Origin of the sequence: Acinetobacter sp. AS23, from assembly GCF_023612055.1 — a bacterium.
Lineage (GTDB): Bacteria > Pseudomonadota > Gammaproteobacteria > Pseudomonadales > Moraxellaceae > Acinetobacter > Acinetobacter oleivorans.
Window position 1 is genome coordinate 3,261,349 of record NZ_CP082274.1, and the last position, 19,792, is coordinate 3,281,140.

22 protein-coding genes are annotated in these 19,792 nt (G+C 39.7%); 7 read left to right on the forward strand and 15 right to left on the reverse strand.

Annotated features, from left to right (window positions below):
* Positions 1-58: 58 nt before the first annotated feature.
* The 3 genes from K6I41_RS15420 to K6I41_RS15430 form a co-directional block, all read right to left on the reverse strand.
* Positions 59-394 (reverse strand): EF-hand domain-containing protein, encoded by a 336-nt coding sequence (locus tag K6I41_RS15420; RefSeq protein WP_004794282.1) that lies wholly within the window; start codon positions 392-394, stop codon positions 59-61.
* Positions 375-563: an NF038215 family lipoprotein gene (locus tag K6I41_RS15425; RefSeq protein ID WP_005302999.1), complete on the reverse strand. Its 189-nt coding sequence runs from the start codon at positions 561-563 to the stop codon at positions 375-377. The genes K6I41_RS15420 and K6I41_RS15425 overlap by 20 nt, the downstream gene beginning before the upstream one ends.
* Positions 564-725: 162 nt before the next feature.
* On the reverse strand, positions 726-1,349 hold the full coding sequence (locus K6I41_RS15430) for a LysE family translocator (protein WP_013198835.1): 624 nt from the start codon (positions 1,347-1,349) through the stop codon (positions 726-728).
* A 178-nt stretch (positions 1,350-1,527) separates the two neighbouring features.
* On the opposite strand from K6I41_RS15430, the gene K6I41_RS15435 reads away from it, so the two are divergent.
* The 5 genes from K6I41_RS15435 (at position 1,528) to K6I41_RS15455 (ending at position 7,174) form a co-directional block, all read left to right on the forward strand.
* The gene (locus K6I41_RS15435; protein WP_013198836.1) at positions 1,528-2,097 is read left to right on the forward strand and encodes a TetR/AcrR family transcriptional regulator; all 570 of its coding nucleotides are present in this window, start codon (positions 1,528-1,530) and stop codon (positions 2,095-2,097) included.
* Positions 2,094-3,737: an MFS transporter gene (locus tag K6I41_RS15440; RefSeq protein WP_192834767.1), complete on the forward strand. Its 1,644-nt coding sequence runs from the start codon at positions 2,094-2,096 to the stop codon at positions 3,735-3,737. The genes K6I41_RS15435 and K6I41_RS15440 overlap by 4 nt, the downstream gene beginning before the upstream one ends.
* A gap of 40 nt (positions 3,738-3,777) precedes the next feature.
* Positions 3,778-4,911 carry an HlyD family secretion protein gene (locus K6I41_RS15445; RefSeq protein WP_250374742.1) on the forward strand — a complete coding sequence of 378 codons (1,134 nt, stop codon included), beginning with the start codon at positions 3,778-3,780 and terminating at the stop codon, positions 4,909-4,911.
* Between the two features lie 64 nt (positions 4,912-4,975).
* The gene (locus tag K6I41_RS15450) at positions 4,976-5,857 is read left to right on the forward strand and encodes a 1-aminocyclopropane-1-carboxylate deaminase/D-cysteine desulfhydrase (protein ID WP_250374743.1); all 882 of its coding nucleotides are present in this window, start codon (positions 4,976-4,978) and stop codon (positions 5,855-5,857) included.
* 117 nt (positions 5,858-5,974) lie between these two features.
* A complete protein-coding gene (locus tag K6I41_RS15455) occupies positions 5,975-7,174 on the forward strand; it encodes a BaiN/RdsA family NAD(P)/FAD-dependent oxidoreductase (protein ID WP_013198840.1) in 1,200 nt (399 codons plus the stop codon).
* 1 nt (position 7,175) lies between these two features.
* On the opposite strand, the gene K6I41_RS15460 is transcribed toward K6I41_RS15455, so the two are convergent.
* The 3 genes from K6I41_RS15460 to K6I41_RS15470 form a co-directional block, all read right to left on the reverse strand.
* Complete coding sequence (locus K6I41_RS15460; protein WP_004794296.1) at positions 7,176-7,346, reverse strand: hypothetical protein; 171 nt, start codon at positions 7,344-7,346, stop codon at positions 7,176-7,178.
* A gap of 127 nt (positions 7,347-7,473) precedes the next feature.
* Positions 7,474-9,141, reverse strand: coding sequence for a mechanosensitive ion channel (locus K6I41_RS15465; protein WP_250374744.1), 1,668 nt, complete (start codon positions 9,139-9,141; stop codon positions 7,474-7,476).
* Positions 9,142-9,362: 221 nt separating this feature from the next.
* Positions 9,363-9,596 carry a hypothetical protein gene (locus K6I41_RS15470; protein ID WP_005302983.1) on the reverse strand — a complete coding sequence of 78 codons (234 nt, stop codon included), beginning with the start codon at positions 9,594-9,596 and terminating at the stop codon, positions 9,363-9,365.
* A gap of 289 nt (positions 9,597-9,885) precedes the next feature.
* Here K6I41_RS15470 and K6I41_RS15475 point away from each other — a divergent pair, with 289 nt between their 5' ends.
* Positions 9,886-10,305, forward strand: a complete 420-nt coding sequence (locus K6I41_RS15475) for a hypothetical protein (RefSeq protein WP_171056780.1) — start codon at positions 9,886-9,888, stop codon at positions 10,303-10,305.
* 48 nt (positions 10,306-10,353) lie between these two features.
* On the opposite strand, the gene K6I41_RS15480 is transcribed toward K6I41_RS15475, so the two are convergent.
* Entirely contained in the window at positions 10,354-11,115 is a 762-nt protein-coding gene (locus tag K6I41_RS15480) for a ferredoxin--NADP reductase (RefSeq protein ID WP_005302981.1), read from the reverse strand.
* 86 nt (positions 11,116-11,201) lie between these two features.
* Between K6I41_RS15480 and gigC the strand changes: the two genes are divergently transcribed.
* Positions 11,202-12,086 (forward strand): LysR family transcriptional regulator GigC, encoded by an 885-nt coding sequence (gene gigC, locus K6I41_RS15485; protein ID WP_005302979.1) that lies wholly within the window; start codon positions 11,202-11,204, stop codon positions 12,084-12,086.
* A gap of 205 nt (positions 12,087-12,291) precedes the next feature.
* On the opposite strand, the gene K6I41_RS15490 is transcribed toward gigC, so the two are convergent.
* From K6I41_RS15490 to nuoI, 8 genes are all read right to left on the reverse strand, one after another.
* Complete coding sequence (locus tag K6I41_RS15490) at positions 12,292-12,585, reverse strand: cold shock domain-containing protein (protein WP_151989085.1); 294 nt, start codon at positions 12,583-12,585, stop codon at positions 12,292-12,294.
* 116 nt (positions 12,586-12,701) lie between these two features.
* Complete coding sequence (upp, locus tag K6I41_RS15495) at positions 12,702-13,337, reverse strand: uracil phosphoribosyltransferase (RefSeq protein WP_004794310.1); 636 nt, start codon at positions 13,335-13,337, stop codon at positions 12,702-12,704.
* Between the two features lie 100 nt (positions 13,338-13,437).
* Positions 13,438-14,934, reverse strand: a complete 1,497-nt coding sequence (nuoN, locus tag K6I41_RS15500; protein ID WP_004794312.1) for an NADH-quinone oxidoreductase subunit NuoN — start codon at positions 14,932-14,934, stop codon at positions 13,438-13,440.
* A gap of 2 nt (positions 14,935-14,936) precedes the next feature.
* Positions 14,937-16,535 carry an NADH-quinone oxidoreductase subunit M gene (gene nuoM, locus K6I41_RS15505; RefSeq protein WP_250374745.1) on the reverse strand — a complete coding sequence of 533 codons (1,599 nt, stop codon included), beginning with the start codon at positions 16,533-16,535 and terminating at the stop codon, positions 14,937-14,939.
* A 1-nt stretch (position 16,536) separates the two neighbouring features.
* Complete coding sequence (nuoL, locus tag K6I41_RS15510; RefSeq protein WP_250374746.1) at positions 16,537-18,426, reverse strand: NADH-quinone oxidoreductase subunit L; 1,890 nt, start codon at positions 18,424-18,426, stop codon at positions 16,537-16,539.
* Complete coding sequence (nuoK, locus tag K6I41_RS15515; protein WP_003653467.1) at positions 18,423-18,731, reverse strand: NADH-quinone oxidoreductase subunit NuoK; 309 nt, start codon at positions 18,729-18,731, stop codon at positions 18,423-18,425. Before nuoK ends, nuoL begins: the two co-directional genes overlap by 4 nt.
* Positions 18,731-19,249, reverse strand: coding sequence for an NADH-quinone oxidoreductase subunit J (gene nuoJ / locus K6I41_RS15520; protein ID WP_014205902.1), 519 nt, complete (start codon positions 19,247-19,249; stop codon positions 18,731-18,733). The genes nuoK and nuoJ overlap by 1 nt, the downstream gene beginning before the upstream one ends.
* Positions 19,249-19,791 (reverse strand): NADH-quinone oxidoreductase subunit NuoI, encoded by a 543-nt coding sequence (nuoI, locus tag K6I41_RS15525; protein ID WP_004794319.1) that lies wholly within the window; start codon positions 19,789-19,791, stop codon positions 19,249-19,251. The genes nuoJ and nuoI overlap by 1 nt, the downstream gene beginning before the upstream one ends.
* Between the last annotated feature and the right edge of the window lies 1 nt (position 19,792).

Sequence of the window (19,792 nt, forward strand, 5' to 3'; positions counted from 1 at the left end):
ATATCAAAACTGAGTGAATTAAAATATTAAATAAACTTAGGAAGCCAGTGTTTTTAAATTATGACCACGGCCACCCTTCACAAGGGTTATTAAATAAAACATGTATGTTTCCTAACTCCTCATTTGTTAAATAACCATTTTTATTTTCATCTAGATAATGAAATAGCTCTGTTTGCTTATTTTCGCCTTGAAAACGTTTATCGCTCGGCCAGTTATAAGGATAGAAATCTTCAACGCGTTGAAACTCTTTTAGGCTATACATGCCATCATGATTTAAATCATATTTTTCCTGAAAAAGCTTCCAATCTAAAGAAGCCGGCTCACATGCATTGACCATATTCAAAATACAGTAAGTTGCACATCCAGCAAGTAACTTAATAGTTAGCTTGCTCATGATTATTCACTTGTATATCGGAAATTTTATAATCCTTTTCATGAACCGGAGTACCCACAATACTCATGGTCCGCTCATTTGCTGGCTGTTGCTTGCTCATCGTTCTCATCTCACATCCTGTAGTTAAGATGAGAAAAACTACAGAAATGCTCACCATTAGTTTTTTCATAACGTGATCCTCATTTCTTTTTGTTTTATTTATTAAGTTACCACTTTTAAAGTGTTTAAGTGCTAAAAAAGATATTTCAATTTGTATATATTTTACGCAAAAATAAAGCCAGACTATAAATAGCTGGCTTTGGATTTTTTAGATATTTTAATTAAAGACTTATCATTTGAAGAAAATTAACTTTAAGCCTAATACACTCACAATACTTCCAGCGACTCGATCAACGCCAGTTTTTGCTTTTAAGTACATTGTTCTAGGCTTCTCTGAAGAGAGCAGCATTGCCACACATGAGTACCAACCAGCATCAATCATAAAACAAATCACTGGTAATGCGACGTAGTAATAATTTGGGATTTCTTTTGGCAACAAAGCAGTGAATACACTGGCTAGCACGACTGCAATTTTCGGATTACTTAACTGCGTAATAAGACCATAACGATATGCCTGTTTATAGGTCATTTTTGATTTGCCATCATTTTCCATGGCAATTGGTTCTTTGGCGTGTTTAATAATTTTAAAAGCCAGCCAAAGCAAATAGAGCCCGCCACCAATTTTTAAAATTAAATAAGCAGAAGGCACGGCCAATAAAACTGCTTGCAATCCCATAACAGCTAATAGGCCAAACAGAGCTGCGCCTGTCCCTGTTCCTAATGCGGTAAACAACCCATGTTTACGTGATTTAGAAATTGAATTTTGCGCTACATAAATAAAGCTTGGCCCAGGGCTTATTGCTCCAAGCATCAATGCCATCGCAATTGAAAAAAGAGGAATAAGGGACTCAAACATTGTATTGACCTAGCATCACGCAATTGCGCGGTATTCTAACAGCTTTTTATGACGCATATAAAAATGCAGAAAATATAAATGATGAAAATTGAATTTTCATGTTTTTACAATTTATATCTTCACAACGGACAAAAATGTCCGTTAAATATATCACCTTTGAAACTCCCCAATCGATGACATGAGTAAACGTCAAAAAATTGCTGCCCACAATCGGGATGAATTACTCAATGCAGCCGAAGAATGTTTTCGTATTCATGGCATTAATGTTCCCTTACAAGTTGTAATTGACCACGCTGGTGTCGGCAGAGCAACTTTTTACCGCAACTTTTGTGATCGCAAGGCTTTAATTAGCGCACTTTTAGAGCGTGCGATTACACAGCTAGAGCAAAAAGCAGCTCATTTTCAACAATTCGAGGACGGTTTATTTCGTTTAATTGAAGGACACATTGGGCAACTTCCCAAGCTCGCAATTTTGCAAGATTTTTGGAGAGTAATTGATCGACAAGACCCAATTATGTTAAAAATTTATGAACGGCGGAATAATGCACTTAACCCACTGATTGAAAATGCGATAGAACAAAAACTGTGCCGAGCTGATTTCACTGCCAATGACTATGCAATGGTCACTGCAATGTTGGGTTCTTCATTTCAAGGACATGAGCCAGAAGAACAGACTCGCTTAGCAAAACGAGCAATTGAATTACTATTTCATGGTATTCAAATACAAAAAATTCGAGGGATAGAATGAGTAAAACGCCTCGTTATTTAGAAACACCACCCGACTGGACACCAGAAGAGCAACCGACTCTACCCGGTTCACCAGCAGCTATTGCGCATTCTGTACCTAAGCGGTTTATTTACTTTTTTATTGGTTTATTCATCGCGCTATCGGCAAGCTTAAGTAATGGTTTTATTACGGCAAATTTACCCTTAATCCAAGGTGAATATGGCCTGACACCTTCCGAAGCTGCTTGGCTGCCTGCGGCATATGTCATGGCAAATGTCAGTTCAAACCTGATTTTGTTTAAAGCCAGACAACAATATGGCTTGAGAGTATTTTCAGAAATAGGGCTGGTTATTTTTATTGCCGTGCTTGTGTTGCACATTTTTGTACACACCTATGAAATGGCACTATTCGCTCGGGTTGTTGCAGGTTTAGCTGGTGCACCACTCAGCTCATTAGGTATGTATTACACCATGCAAGCTTTTAAAAAAGCAGACATGGCAAAAGGTATATATATCGCCTTCGGCTTTCAGCAACTTGGCGTACCGTTGGCTTGGATTATTTCTCCATTTCTTGTCAGTACAGACAGTTGGTCTGTTCTTTACACCTTTGAGCTTGGTTTAGCACTTTGTTGTTTAGCCATGGTTGTTTCATTGAAATTACCACGTAGCTTACGAATTTATGTTTTTGAGAAACAAGATTTCTTTACCTTTGCTTTATTGGCTCCAGGTTTTGCCTGCTTATGTATTGTGCTCACCCAAGGTCCAATTTTATGGTGGTTTAATAGCGAATGGCTCGCTTACGTCTTGATTGCAGGTTTTAGCTTAGTTGTTTTAGGTTTGCTCTATGAACACTATCGCGCCAATCCATTAATTATGACACGTTGGCTAGGCGCCTCTTCAACCTTGCGTTTCATTTTTGGTGCTTTTGCTATCCGACTTCTAATGTCAGAGCAAAGCTATGCTGCTGTTAATTTCTTAAAAGCCATGGGAATGGGTCCTGACCAATTTGTACCCCTCTATGTTGTCATATTGGTTGGGATTTTAAGCGGAACACTTTTTAGTGCACTTACTTTTTCACGCGAACGAATTATCTTTCACTTACTTTTTGCAGAGTTCCTCATTCTGGTTGCTTGTGGACTAGATTATCACCTAACCAGTGATGTTCGACCTGTGAATTTCTTTGCAAGTCAGTTTTTAGTCGGTTTTGCTGGTGGTCTATTTATTGGGCCGTTACTTCTGATTGGTTTTGCCCAAACTTTGGCTAAAGGTCCTTCCTATGTGGTGACTTTTATTGTGCTGTTCTCAGCAACTCAAACCTTTGGTGGTCTGGTCGGGTCTTCTTTCTTCTCGACCTATCAACAACACCGTACGCAAAACTATCAGGCAGAGATTATTAAAGATTTAGAACAATCCGATCCATTAGTTTCTCAAAGGCTCTCCACCTATCAGCGTAGTGCATCCATCACCACTACTGACCCAGCATTACAAACAGCTCAATCCATGCGCTCACTTAATCAAGTGGTCACTCGTGAAGCCCAAGTGCGTGCCTACAATGATGTTATTGCTTTAAACGGTATTTTTGCCGTCGCCCTACTCTTATGGGGTGGATTTAATATTGCACGTAGTAAATATCTACAACGCAGAGGAATTAGCCGTCCTTAATGGCTTTCATATTTGATGAAATAGAAATTGAGATTGATATATGCCAGATGATCAAAACAAACCGGAACCAACACCTGCTCAGGCACCTGCCAACGAGCCAACACCTGCACCTGCACCTGCACCTGCACCTGCAAGTAAACTGATTCCGACAAAACGCTCAACACTGTTATGGATGTTAGGTGTTCTTATTGTCGGTATTTTAGTGATTTTATGGGCTTGGAGAATCGGGCCGTTTGCAACGAGTGTTCAGCAAACTGACAATAGTTATGTCAAAGGTAAAACCACGATTTTATCGTCCCAAATTAATGGTTACGTTAAAGATGTAGTCGTTAAAGACTTTGATCATGTCAAAAAAGGTCAAGTGCTCATGCATATTGATGCGACTACTTATGACCAAAAAGTAACTCAGGCGGCTTCTGGAGTTGAACAAGCTAAAAATACCTTAGCCAATCAAACTCAATCCATTGCCCAGAAACAAGCTGATATTGTGGCGGCACAAGCCAAAGTGGATCAAGCCAAAGCTCAATATGAACTCTCTTTAGCACAGCTTAGACGCTATCAACAGCTAGGAAATAGTGGCGCAGCTTCTAAATCTGAGCAAGATAAAGCCGCGGCAGATGCTGCAAATAATCTTGCAGCGCTTAAACAGGCAGAGGCAAATGTGCTAGTTGCAAATGAAGCACTTAAAACAGCACAAGTTGCAGAAGCTGGTTTAGAAGCACAAGTTTCAAGTGCTAAAGCACAGTTAGACCAAGCACAAACCACTAAAGACTATAGTGTTATTGTTGCTCCGATGGATGGCCAACTTGGTGAAGTTAACCCTCGTGTTGGGCAATATGTAGCAGCAGGTTCACAGTTACTCTACCTCATTCCACAGCAAACTTGGGTGATTGCCAATTTCAAAGAAACCCAAATTGCCAATATGCGAATTGGTCAGAAGGCATGGTTTACAGTCGATGCGATGAAACACAAAAAATTGACAGGGCATGTTGAGCAGATCTCACCTGCTGCGGGTTCCGAGTTCAGTGTATTAAAACCTGACAATGCGACAGGTAACTTTACCAAAGTTGTTCAACGAATTGCCGTACGCATTACTATTGATCCAAATCAGGAAGGAATAGAACATTTACGTCCTGGCATGTCAGTGGTTACTTCTGTCGATACAAATTCGTAAACAGCTTTTTAAAGTTCTATTTAAAAAGTTACAATGTGATCAATCATTATTTTCTCAATTTCTAATGTTTGATCACATTGCTCAATCAGTTCCTTATCAACATATTCAACTACCCCACCCCCTGCATCTCGACATTAAGCGGCTAGATTTAATTCACCCCCAAATCTCGGGTAATAAGTTTTTCAAACTAAAATACAATTTGCTTGCCGCAAAACAACAAGCGTTATCAGGTGTTTTGACTTTTGGTGGGGCTTATTCAAACCATATTGCCGCAACTGCGTATGCAGCTCATCTTTTTGGCTTTAAAAGTGTAGGCATTATTCGTGGGGAAGAATTAGCAACCCAGCCTCTTAACCCAACCTTGGCAAAAGCTCAAAGTTTAGGAATGCATCTACATTTTGTCTCGCGCACTGAATATCGCTTGAGGGATGATGCAAATTACCTTCAACAATTACACAATCAATTTCCTGAAACCTTCATTATTCCTGAAGGCGGTTCTAATGAGCTAGCAGTACAAGGATGTCAGGAAATTCTCAGTCAAAGCGATTTACAAAACTATGATGTCATTTGTTGTGCAGTTGGAACTGGAGGAACGATTTCGGGCTTAATTGAACAAAGTACTTCTCATCAAAAGGTTCTAGGATTTTCAGCATTAAAAGGTGACTTTCTACAACAAGAGATTCAGCAGTGGACTAACAAACCGAATTGGTCGCTGACAGATGCTTATTGCTGCGGTGGTTATGCGAAAACTTCATCTGAGTTACTGGCATTTATAGAAAATTTCGAAGAACAATACGCTGTACCCCTTGAACCGATCTATACGGGAAAAATGATGTTCGGTCTGTTTGACCTTATCAAAAACAACTACTTCCCTGAAGGAACTCGCATTCTGGCAATTCATTCTGGTGGCTTACAAGCAGATATAAGGAATAAACCAAGCTACTGACTCACAAATATTTAGGATACCTTATTCACCAGAGTGGTAAATGTCTTTAGCATGACTAAGGCTCGGCATGATAGTATATGTCCCTTTTTAATTTTCAAGATTAATCGAGAACCTCTTATGTCTAACAGCCATGTTGATGTCATTGTCTTAGGTGCAGGTGCTTCTGGACTCATGTTGGCTGCACATGCTGCTAAACGTGGGCGCTCGGTTTTAATTTTAGAAAAAGCCAATAAAATTGGTAAAAAGATTTTAATGTCAGGTGGCGGTAAGTGTAACTTTACCAATCTGTATGTCGAACCTGATAACTATATTTCTCATAATCCGCACTTCGTTATTTCTGCCCTGTCACGCTATAGCAACTGGGACTTTATCGGTTTGGTATGTGACTACAAAATTGCCTATGAAGAACGTAAACATGGACAATTATTTACACTAAACGGCGCTAAAGAAATTTTAGAAATGCTTGTGAGTGAGTGTAATAAAACCAAAAATGTGGATATTCAAACCCATTGCGAAGTTGGCCAAATTACACCCTTAGAAAAAGGTGGGTTTTCACTAAACACCAATCAAGGACATTACACTTGTGATTCTTTAGTTATTGCTACAGGCGGCTTATCCATTCCGACTTTGGGTGGTTCTGGATTTGGCTATGAACTAGCACAAAAATTTGGCCATCAAGTTTTTCCAACTCGTGCAGGTTTAGTTCCATTTACTTTTTCAGATCACATTAAAGAAGTGACCACACGCTTAAGTGGTAATGCTTTGGATGTGACGTTAAGCAACTCAAAAAATAGCTTTACTGAAGCGTTATTATTTACCCACCGTGGCTTGAGTGGGCCAAGTTCTTTGCAACTTTCAAACTATTGGAACTCAGGAGAAAGTTTTAAAATTGACTTCTTCCCTAGCCAAGATTTAGCGACCTATTTAAAAGATAAAAAGAAAGCACAGCCAAAAGTTTTATTACGCACCCTTCTTAATGAGTTTACTGCCAAAAGTATTATCCAAGAGTTACAACAACTCATATGGTCAGAACAGAGCGAAACAGCGATTGGCAATATCAGTGATGCACAGCTAGATCATATTGCCGAGCAGCTACATGGCTTTGCAGTTAAACCATCTGGCACAGAAGGATATCGTACCGCTGAAGTTACTTTAGGCGGAATAGATACAACAGAAGTATCTTCTAAGACCATGGAGAGTAAAAAGCAGAAAGGACTGTTTTTTGTTGGCGAGGTACTCGATGTCACTGGCCATTTAGGGGGCTACAACTTCCAGTGGGCATGGTCTTCTGCCTATGCTGCTGCCCAATATGTATAAGCTAATTTGAGTTTTTCGAACTACTTGATGCGTTCGATGAATCTTGTGGCTGAGAAGTAGTCTGTTTTGAGCTTTCCGACTTACTAAATACAAATTTATAAGCACTTGCTAAAAACCCTACCGTAATTCCGGCAATGACAATCGGTGCTAAAAAACGACCTGGTTTCTTCATCGTATTTTCCTCACTTATTTGTTTTTATAACGGCCAAAAAGAACGACCACTCGATATAGAGTGGTCGAACTTATCACAAAAATCAAAGATTTTTTGTACTGTTTATCTGAAATTTAATTTAATTCCCTTAAATTTCATCATTTTCGCCTGTAGAACCAAACGGTTTATTCACTGGCGGTTGTGCTGGATTCACCTGTACAGAATCTGCTGGTTTTGCATCTGATGGAGCTGTTGATGGTGGCGTAGATGGAGTTGTTGACGTAGTTGTAGCTGGAGCTGAACTACTCGTAGTAGAAGGCGGTTGATAAAGAGGATTTGGTTGATTCGCTTCTTTTTTCGCTTTATCAAGTAAATCAGTTAAAAGTCGTTCTGCTGGTTGGCGACCACCTAAACCGAATGCAAGAGCGAAAGCCACGGCAACCGCGCCTAGAGTCAAACCAAATGCAAGGTTAACAATTGAATCTGCAATACCCATTGCTCTTAAACCAAGCGCAAGTACCAGACCAATAATTAAAACACGAACTAAACTAGCTAACCAACGCGAGCTATTATATTCACCACGTTGAACCACATTCGCTACAACATTCGCTAACCAGAAACCAATTACTAAAATTACAGCACCCAATAGAATGTTTGCACCGAAATGGATAAACATTGCAATTAGACCACTGATTTGATCGAAACCAAGACGATCCGCTGCTTCAGATACTGCAAACAGCATAGTAAAGAATACAATTAGCCAGCCAACTGCATTAGAAACTTTAGTTTGACCTAAAAAGCGTTGTACATCTAATTTTGCAGGAATTTCATCAACACCTGTTCCTGCAATGAGTTCAGCTACTAAGCGGCCAACAAAACGAGAAACAATATAAGCAACCAGTAAAATTAAACCAGCCGCAATAATGTTTGGAATTGCTTGCAAGATTTCATTTAGCATTGCTGTCGCAGGTTGAGAAATTGTCTCAATACCTAACGCTTCGAACGCTACAATTAATGTAGTAATAATGATGATGGCAAAAACAAATGAACCTAAGAATTTGCCTACATTAGAGCTTTTAAAAAGACCAATTTTTTCCGCTTGAGCCTGAACACCTAAGCTATTTACTAGACCTTCAACAATACCGCGTACAATTTTTGCCAAGATATAACCAACAAAAACGATAACGCCAGCAATAAAGATATTTGGTAAGAAAGCTACGGCATCATTTACCATATTTTGAACTGGAATGAGTAAGCCTGTAAGTCCTAATATTGAAAGAACAATCGGAAGGAAAAGTAACAATACAAGCCAGTAAAGAATTTCACCAATATTCTGGCTAATTCCACCTACACCCACTTCACTGCTTAACTTATCATCGAGTTGGGTTCTAGATAAAACATTGGTAATCCCTGCCCGTACCAGTCGAGCAACAATCCAACCAATAAAACCCACCACCACAGCAGCAATAATATTTGGAATGTAGACCAGTACCTGATTCACCATATTGCTGAATGGGCCACTCACTCCACTAATGTTGAGCACATTTAGAGCCGCGACAACAGCTAAAATCAGAATAAACCAGAATACTACCTTGGAGATCAGGCCTTCAATATTTGGCGCTCGGCCAGTAGCTGAAGATAGTTTGGCATTGGTATTTACTTTTTGTAGAAGCTTTTTCACACCTGCTGCTACTAATAAAGCAATTATCCAACCAACCAATAAGATCACTACTGCAGCTAGGATAGGATGAAACTGATCCCAGTAATACATCGCATCAAATTGAGCGCCGCGAGGCCCATCAAAAAACTCATTCATATTGTTATGTCCTCAATTGTTATGTTCTTTTCAGTGTTATCTCTAGGAAACACCATTCGTTGTAAAAAATGACGATGAATGCGGTCTATCTCACATTATGTTTTGAATATTTTCTAATCAACACACTTCTGCACAAATACAACAAATTGATGCAAAAGGTTGCAAAAAAGCCTTCAGGTTTACACCTAAAGGCTTGATATCAAGTTAAACTGATTCTCTTATTACCCTGTGTAGGTCTTTAAATTCAAATCAGAACTACCCTTAATTACATGTGGTGTGGTCTCATTTTGAAATGCTCCTTCTTGTTTAGGAGTCTGGTTGTGGTCAGCAACCATATAGACAATAAGTGCAAGAAGAAAAAGCCCAACAATAATTAAAATATAAACTGGCAGTCTTCTTTTTTTCGCAGTTTCTTCAGGACTCGTCACATGAGGTGGTTTTGAAAAGTCATGCATCTTCTTTCCCCTCTTCTATTATCATTAACTTTATATTCATCATAGCAATTTGCTTTGTTGCATTGTGTGAAAAAGCATTATTGGAAGGTGTCTGTAGTTGCAAAACTCTACTTTTAAAATAATAAAAACAGTATAGAATTTGCACACATTAATTTAGCCAATTAAAAATAATTTCTTTTATTCACGAACTTCGTCTATTCCCCATTTGTAATACAATATGTTTTAGCGCTTACTTTTTATAAAATAGGCTATAATAAGCCCCCTAGTTTTAAAGCTGCTCTATTTTATGATGTATCGTCAGCAAAACGTAACTCTTGATCTCGACACTGACGTCACACATCAATGTTATATACACCAGACGAGAGATGAACATCTCATTGGTATTATTGAATTTAATAAACCAAGTTATGAACTCAAGTGGGGTGATCTGGAGTATTTTCGTCGTCGTACTGAAGAGTTTTCAGTGATGCCATTTCCTGACTGCATTAACGCCATGATTGTTGATATTCGTAATATCAATATTTTTCTGGACAATGAAGTTCCAATTTTACCTTGGCGTTTACTTGAAGAAGACTGCCCTGTTCGCTTAGTTGTTCCTCAAGATCGTTTGGAACATTATGCAGGCCTTTTTGAACCAACTTGGCTTTCAAGTGATGTAGACAGTGCAATTTCCGAAATTCGTGAATTTATGGATATGTTTGTCCATTAATAAACATATCCATAAAAATAATTTTAAAGTTCTTTTAATTGTCGTTTGTTACCAGTAATTTTCTACTGCAATATTTCCCTCACCTCGACGATTCATCGTCAAACCACGGCGCTTTAAAGCATCTTTCGTGTCATCTACCATTTCTGGGTTTCCACAAAGCATGACATGGCTTGTTGCAGGGCTTAGTTCTATACCAGCAACTTTTTCTAATTCACCATTCTCAATCAAAACTGGCAAACGATCATGTAACTGTGCTGATGGATCACGAGTGATAATTGAAATAAATTTAAAACCGATGTGCCCTTCCCCAAAAGTTTCAGCAATTTCTTGAATACGATCGACATAAGCCAATTCAGCTGCGGTACGGACACTGTAGACCAAATTAATCTTTTGATATTTAGACCATGTATCGAAGTCTTGTAGCATCGACAAAAACGGCGCCAAACCCGTACCCGTTGCCAATAACCATAAATCATGCGGTAAAGGCTGTTGATAGCGAGCTAAAGTAAGATAACCATAAGGTATTTTTTCTAAATAAAGCTCATCACCCACCTTCAAATGTTGAAGATTTGAGGTAAATGCACCATCAGGCACTACAATCGAGAAAAATTCTAGCGTTTCATCAAATGGAGACGACACTACCGAATAGGCACGAACAACAAGTTCCTCTCCAACTTTCAGTCCAATACGCGCAAATTGCCCAGCCGTAAATTTAAAATGTGCAGGGCGAGTCATGGTGAAACTAAAAAGAGTTGGCGTCCAGCGGTGTACAGATAAAACTTTTTCTACGCTAAATTTTTCAATTGACATGATTTCAACGTGGCATGAAATAGTGCGCTCATGTTAGCATGACAGCCGAAATAATGAATACTTTTAAACGTTAAGGCTTTTTAAACATGCGCATGACATTACGCCAGTTGGCTGTTTTTGTAGCAGTCGCTCAAGAAGGAACTGTCACCAAAGCCAGTGATGCGGTCAGACTGACGCAAAGTGCAGCAAGTATGGCTTTAGCCGATTTAGAGGATGGTCTTGGTGCCCCTCTATTTGATCGTTTAGGTAAACGACTACAACTCAATGATCTTGGTCGGTTTTTATTGCCTCAAGCGCTAGAAATATTAGGTCGCTGTGAAGCTTTTGAGCAAGCTGCAAAAGGTGAGTTACAAAGCATTGATTTACGTATTGGGGCAACTCTAACGATCAGTGATTATCTCATGCCAGATTTAATGGCGAACTTTTTACAGTATCATCCCAAAGCCCACTTACAATTACAAGTAGGCAACACACGCCAAATGATTGAAGCAGTCAATCAGTTTCAGCTTGATTTGGCATTAATTGAAGGCTCATGTCACCTGCCTCAACTTCAATGTATTCACTGGCGAGATGATGAGCTTGCAGTATGCTGCTCCCCTAATCACCCTCTAGCACGTTTAAATCGACCTTTAACTGCGAATGATTTTTATCAAGTTGAATGGATTTTACGTGAGGAAGGTTCGGGAACTCGTGAAGTGTTTGATAATGCTATTTTGCAAGATCTCCCAGATGCCAATATTCGCCTAACCTTAGGTCACAATGAAGCAATCTTGAAAATTGTTGCTGGTGGCTTAGGAATGTCTTGTATCTCTAAACTTGCTATTGAACCTTTAATTGAAAAAGAGCAATTAGTTATTTTAGAAACACCATTCTGGCAACTTACTCGCCCACTTTACATGTTGGTGCATCGTCAAAAATACCAAGGCCCTGGCCTCAAAGCATTCTTGCAATTCTGTGAAGATCAAGTTTAAGACCTGATCTTCTAGTACCATCTTGAGTCATTCTCACATGGCTCACCATTTTTCATTTTATTATTTATGGGTTAAGACAATTAAGGGAAGCCAATACCTCCCTTAATTTTGTATTACTTACTTGTTCGAAACGTTATCAATAATCATCTCTGTCCGTCACGACTAAACTCGACAACAAGCTAGCCTTAAAGATTGAGAGTCTCTATTAACGTCGAAAATGTGATAACAACTCTGACGTAATCGCTTTATTATGATCAGCGATTTTATTCTTTTTTGTTTTAGCCGGATTAGGATCGATACGCTCGATCTTGATAGCCTTAAATTTCCCCTGATTATCTGCCGCAAGAAATCTCACTTTTTCATTTCTTTTTGGCTCACCTTCGGATGCAGGGAAATCAGAAATATGAAAGAAAATATCTCCTTCAGTAGTCGAAATAAAACCAAATCCTTTATCAGGATCATATTGTTTAACTTTTCCGATATAAAATTCTTGCTTCATGATCTTTACCTTACTTTTTCAATACTGTCATTACAGCAGAAAATTAAAAAGAGACTTTCAATCCGCTCTCAAAACTTTACGGTTTGATTAAGTCTCTTTTATCGTTATTTCAAAAATTAGTCTTTTTGGACACTACCAAAAATTTTATCGCCCGCATCACCTAAACCAGGAACAATATAGCCTTGTTCATTTAAGCCATTATCAATAGATGCTGTATAAATCTGTACATCTGGATGAGCTGCTTCAACTTTAGCAACACCTTCCGGAGCAGCAACTAATACCATAACACGTATATCTTTACAGCCACTCGCCTTTAATACGTCAATCGCAGCAACTAATGAATTACCTGTTGCCAACATTGGATCGATAATCATTGCAAGACGATTAGCGACATCTGGAACTAGTTTTTTATAATAAGTACGAACTTCTAATGTTTCTTCATTACGTTCAAGACCTAAAACACTTACTTTTGCACTTGGAATCAGATTAAGTACGCCATCCAGCATACCAATTCCTGCACGTAAAATCGGTACAATCGTTATTTTTTTACCAGCAATACGCTGTGTAGTAACAGTTCCAGCCCATCCAGCAATTTCACAATCCACCACTGGTAAATCTTTTGTTGCTTCATAAGTCAACAACATAGTCACTTCCTGAGCAAGCTCACGGAAATTCTTAGTACTGATATCAGAACGACGCAACAAACCTAATTTATGACGAATAAGTGGGTGACGAATTTCTTGAATGGCCACAGATGTTACCTAAAAATATAAAAACGTATTTATTATAATCTTTTTTTAATGCTCAATAAAAAAAAGCCTCCAGATTTGGAGGCTTTTTTGTACACTAGAATTAGTGTTGTTGTGAAAGCATGAAATGTAATGGAGATAAAATTTCTGCTTTTAATGCCAAATTAATCATTGGATCTGGGTAAACACCCAAAATAATAACTAATGCAGCAGCAGCTAATACCATTAAACCACCTACTTTTTGACCCCAATGAGCATCTGCATCAATACGAGGAGTTTCTGGTGGTGTCATATACATTACAACCATCACACGTAAGTAATAGTATAAACCAATACCACTACCCACAATAATCATTGCAGCTAAGAACCAGTGCTGAGTTGTTACAGCAGCCATTACAACCAAGAACTTACCAATGAAGCCTGCTGTTAATGGAATACCAGCCAAAGATAACATCATGACTGTTAAAGTTGCTGTAAGTACTGGACGACGCCAGAACAAACCACGGTAGTCTGCAAGACTTTGTGCTTCATCTACGTTGTTATATGGGCTAGACATTAACGCTACAGCACCAAAAGCACCGATAGTTGTTAATACGTAAGACACCACATATACAGTTACACTACCCAAGCTCGCATAAGTCATGCTAATTAAAGCAATTAACAAATAACCAAAATGAGCAATAGATGAATAACCAAGGATACGTTTTAAGTTAACTTGACGAACAGCGAGTAAGTTACCAACTAAAATCGACAATACTGCAATGATTGTCAAAATAGTAACTAACGAATCCACCATAATTGCGCCTGAAGCAAGCATATAGCGCACGAACAAACCAATGGTTGCAACTTTAGCAGCAGTCGCCAAGAAAGTTGCCATTGGCGCTGGTGCACCTGCATATACATCTGGTGTCCATTTATGGAACGGCGCAAGCGATAATTTAAACGCAACAGCAAAGATAATGAGTGCTAAACCTAATAACACCATTGGCTGTTTAATTGCGCCAAATAAAGCCTGTACAGAATCATAGAATGAAAGTGAACCAGTATATGCATAGATATATGCCATACCCATCAACAACATTGCAGAAGCTGTCGCTGAAAGTACAAGATATTTAATACCAGCTTCAAGTGAACTACTACGTTGATAAGTATAAGCAAGTAAGCCGTATACAGGGATCGACATTAACTCAAGGCTAATGAAGAACGATGCATAGTGAGAACTTGCAACCATCAACATTGCACCTGCTACCGAAGCAAGTAACAAAAGATAGAGTTCTTCGCGGTTATCTTTATAGGTTTCGATGTAAGCGTGAGACAAAGTACAACAAGCCAACGCCGCAATCAAAATCATAAATTGATAGAACATGGTAAATGGATCAACCATAAACATGCCCATCACATTTGCCGGTACAAACTTACCGCCAAATACTGCAAATAAAATATAAAGTGCAGCGAGGTTTAAACCAACAACAGAAGCTGTTGCGATTAAATTATGATTACGCTTAATTGAAATTAACAGCATGACGACGATTGTTGTTAAAGCAACAATCATCACTGGAGCTAAAGGCATAAGCGTAGCGAATGATACTGTGAAGTTCATGATTATTGGATCTCCACATGGTCAAGTTGAGTAGCTGTTTGCTGAACAGTGTCAACGACTTCTTGAACTGGCACATAACTATTGACGAACCACTGCATGCTTGAATGAGATACATCCAAGAATGTTTGTGGGTAGATACCAAGCCAAACGAGACCAATCGCACAAATCATCAAAATACCAACTTCACGAGCAGATAAGTCTTTTAGTGGACTAGTGTAGTGTTGCTTTTGTTCAGGATTTGGTTCACCAAACAAAGCGCGGTGAATCAAAATCAAGCCGTATAAGCCTGCGAATACAAGGCTGATAGAAGCAAGAATCGTGAATACAGGATATTTATCAAATGAACCCATCAAAATCAGGAATTCACCAATAAAGTTACCTAAACCTGGCACACCAACAAGAGCAGCAACGAAGAACATCAAGAAAAATGGCAAGTACTGAAGCTGGCCACGAAGACCACCCATTAAACGCAAGTCACGTGTATGTAAACGTTCGTAGATTTGACCAGACATAATGAACAATGCAGCTGATGACAAACCATGTGCCAACATCATGATCATTAGACCTTGGAAGGTCAAAATGTTACCTGCGTAGATCGCAAGTAAAATAAAGCCCATATGTGAAATCGACGTGTACGCAAGTAAACGTTTCATGTCAGTTTGCTGGTAAGCACACCATGCGCCGTAGAAAATACCAATCAAACCGAAAATAATCGCAATGTCTGCAAACTGAGCAGAAGCTGTCGGGAAGAATGGAATAACAAAACGAAGCAAGCCATACGCAGCTGTTTTAATCAAGATACCCGCTAAGTCTACAGAACCTGCTGTAGGTGCTTGAGCATGCGCATCTGGTAACCAACCGTGTAATGGGAACACTGGTAACTTCACCGCAAAACCGATGAAGAAACAGATCATGAAACCGTACGCTAAGCCAGGCGGTAAGTGGTTAGCTACAGCTAATAAATAGTTGTAATCGAAACCGATCATTCCGGTCATCATGTAGCCATAAACTACAAGACCAAGAATACCGATTAACATCACTAAACCAGCGATTTGCGTGTAAAGGAAGAACTTAGTAGCTGCGTAAACACGTGAACGACCGTTTGAACCTTTATGACCCCATAACGCAATCAGGAAGTAGATTGGTACAAGCATCATCTCCCAGAAGAAGAAGAACAAGAACAGGTCAATCGCTAAGAATACACCGATAACGCCACCTAAACTCCATAAAAGGTTTAAGTGGAAGAAACCAACGTTCTTTTGAATTTCGCCCCATGAACAACCAACAGCAAGTACACCAAGTAACGCTGTTAATAACACCATGAGTAAAGATAAGCCATCCACAGCTAAGTGAATGCCGATACCGAGTGATTGAATCCACGGTAAATAGAACTCAGCAGACCAAGTTGGGATTTTTGAACCCATCTCATAGCTATAAGTTCCATTTTGCCAAAGTGCAAGACCTAGGCCCAACGTAATGAGCATACCAATTAAGGCAATCCAACGTGGCAAGGTTTTGTCGAGCTTATCGACTAACCAACAAATAAAACCAGCAATGAACGGAACAAGGATCAGCGCGGGTAAAATTAAATTGTTTTCCATTTTATTTCCCCACTACCTGAATAACGATCAAGATCATCAATAACACCACTACACCGAGTGACATACTTGATGCGTATTCACGCAATGAACCGGTTTGACGTGAGCTTGTAAAACTGTTTCCGCCTTTAACAAGGGCAGGAAGAACTAACCACAAACTGTCAATCGGGTCACGGCCAAAGATTTTGGCAAAGAATAAATAAGGTTTAACAAAAACGATGTCATACAATGCATCAAAACCAAAAGCGGTACGGCAAATATGTGCCAAACCTGAACCCAAACTTGTTTGAGCGAATGATTTCACTGCACCATAAGCAAATGTAAATAATGTTATACCAACAACTAGACCAACTAGCGCAATTCCTACTGCTAAATGCTCTGCCCCATGCATGCCTTCAACAAATTGTTCAGCCACATGGAATTCAGGAATTTTTGCAGTATTAAGAATACCAGCTACAGGTGCTTTTAATACGGCACCAACAAAAGTAGACAGTACAGCTAAAATACCCAATGGAGCCCAGTAAGTTGCACCTTTAATTTCATGGTAAGGCGTGTTTTCTTGACCAAAGAATACAACCCAGATTAAACGGAATGTATAGATTGAAGTCAGGAATGCACCTGCTACACCCACCCAATATAAAGTGTGATATAGAGCAACTGATTGACCTTGTACCCAAACTTCACCAAGAATCGCATCTTTAGAGAAGAAGCCAATAGTCAAGAATGGAATCGCTGCTAATGCACCGCCACCAATCGCGAAACAAGCAAACAGGAATTTGTTACGTTTGAACAAGCCACCCATTTTGAAGATGTTTTGCTCGTGGTGGTAAGCTAAAATCACCGCACCAGAAGACAAGAATAATAATGCCTTAAAGAATGCGTGAGCCAACATGTGGAACAAGCCAGCTTGATAAGCTTCCGCACCTACAGCCATAAACATATAACCTAACTGACTCATTGTTGAGTAAGCCAAGATACGTTTGATGTCTGTTTGAACGAGTGCAGCAAAACCTGCAACTAGCAAAGTTACCGCGCCAGTTACTGAAATGAATTGCATCACTTCAGGAGCAAGTTCAAATACGCTGAATAGACGGCAGCATAAGTACACACCAGCCGTTACCATTGTTGCAGCGTGGATTAATGCAGAAACAGGTGTTGGACCTGCCATTGCATCTGCTAACCATGTTTGCAATGGAATTTGCGCAGATTTACCAGCAGCACCCAAGAACAACATTAATGCAGTCCAGATCGTAAGAGACGAACTCTTCGTCATTACTTCTGCTGCGTGTTCAACGATGTACTGAGTATTCAGCGTACCAAATTGTTGGTAAAGCAAGAATAAAGCGATAAGTAAGAATACGTCACCTACGCGGGTAACTGTAAATGCTTTGATCGCAGCCCAACCATTTGCAGGGTTTGCATAATAGAAACCGATAAGCAAATAAGAGCAAAGACCTACGCCTTCCCAACCTAAGAATAACAACGCTAAGTTGTCGCCCAATACAAGCACAAGCATGCTGGCAACAAACAGGTTGAAATAAGAGAAGAAACGCGCATAACCTTCTTCACCGCGCATGTACCATGATGCAAAGATATGGATTAAGAAACCAACACCTGTCACCATGCCCATCATGAGTAAAGATAAGCCATCTAAATGTAAGCTAATGCCCGGTGCAAAACCACCAACATTGAACCATGTCCACAGATTTTGAACAAAAACTTGCTGACCACTTGTGGTAAATGCCATTCCAGCAATCAATGCAAATAATGCAGATAAACCTACAGAACCTACACCAATAATTGCTGCAACATTTTCAGAGAGTTTGTCTCGTCCCGCCGCCAACAAAATGAAACCGATTAGCGGAAATAATACTGTTAGATATAAATAACTCATCCGCGCATCTCACTAGCAGCATCCACATCCAAATGATGGAAGCGATGATAGAACTGAAGGACAATCGCAAGACCGATACATGCCTCTGCTGCTGCAAGGGTCAAAATCAGAATGAACATCACTTGTCCATCTGGTTGTGCCCATACGCTACCCGCAAGAACAAATGCCAATGCAGCAGCATTCATCATGACCTCAAGGCTCATTAACATAAATAATAGGTTGCGTCGCACCATTACACCGTAAAAACCGAGTGCAAAAAGGATGGTTGCAACAATCAAACCATGTTCTAAAGGAATCTGGCCCATTATTCTTTTTCCTCTTCTGCACCTGGTTCACGTTTACCTAAGTGGTATGCTGCAACAAGGGCTGCTAGCAATAACATCGCGGCAACTTCAACCAATAATAAATAGTGAGTAAAGAGTGCTTGACCAACGACTTTTGGTCCAATCACTTGTGCCCCAAGCGGTGCTGAAATAGTAGTGTATTCACCACCAAGCATCCAAACTAAAAGCAAGCCGAGTAAGAAACTCATGAGTGCTGGATATGCCCAAGCATCTGAAGAAAGCCATTTACGTTCTTGTTCAACGGTGTGTTGACCTAAGTTAAGCATCATCACAACGAATACAAACAGAACCATAATTGCTCCGGCATAAACGATGATTTCAAGAGCACCTGCAAAAGGCGCCCCCACGATCATGAAAATACCAGCAACAGCAAGCAATGAAACGATTAGACTAAGTAAAGCGTGTACAGGGTTCGTGTTAGTCACTACACGAACCGTAGAAACGATGGCCACGAGTGCCATCAAATAAAACGGCCACATCATGGTAATAGACTCCGTACATCGATTGGTGCACTTTCTTTTTGTGCTTGACCTTTCTCTTTACCGTTAATCGCCATACCCGTTACACGGTAGAAGTTGTAGTCTGGGTATTTCCCCGGACCTGAAATGAGTAAGTTTTCTTTCTCATAAACAAGGTCTTGACGTACGTATTCGCCTAACTCGAAGTCTGGTGTGAGCTGAATTGCAGTTGTTGGACAAGCTTCTTCACACATACCGCAGAAAATACAACGTGAAAAGTTGATACGGAAAAATTCCGGATACCAACGTCCATCTTCTGTTTCTGCTTTTTGTAGTGAGATACAGCCAACTGGACACGCAACCGCACATAGGTTACATGCCACACAACGCTCTTCCCCATCTGGGTCACGCGTTAACACAATACGACCACGAAAGCGTGGCGGCACAATCTGTTCAGCCGGTACTTCTGGATATAAAATCGTGTCACGTTTACGCGTTACATGGCTAAATACCATAAACAACGAACGTACAATCGATCCGAATCCAGCTAGAAATTTATACATT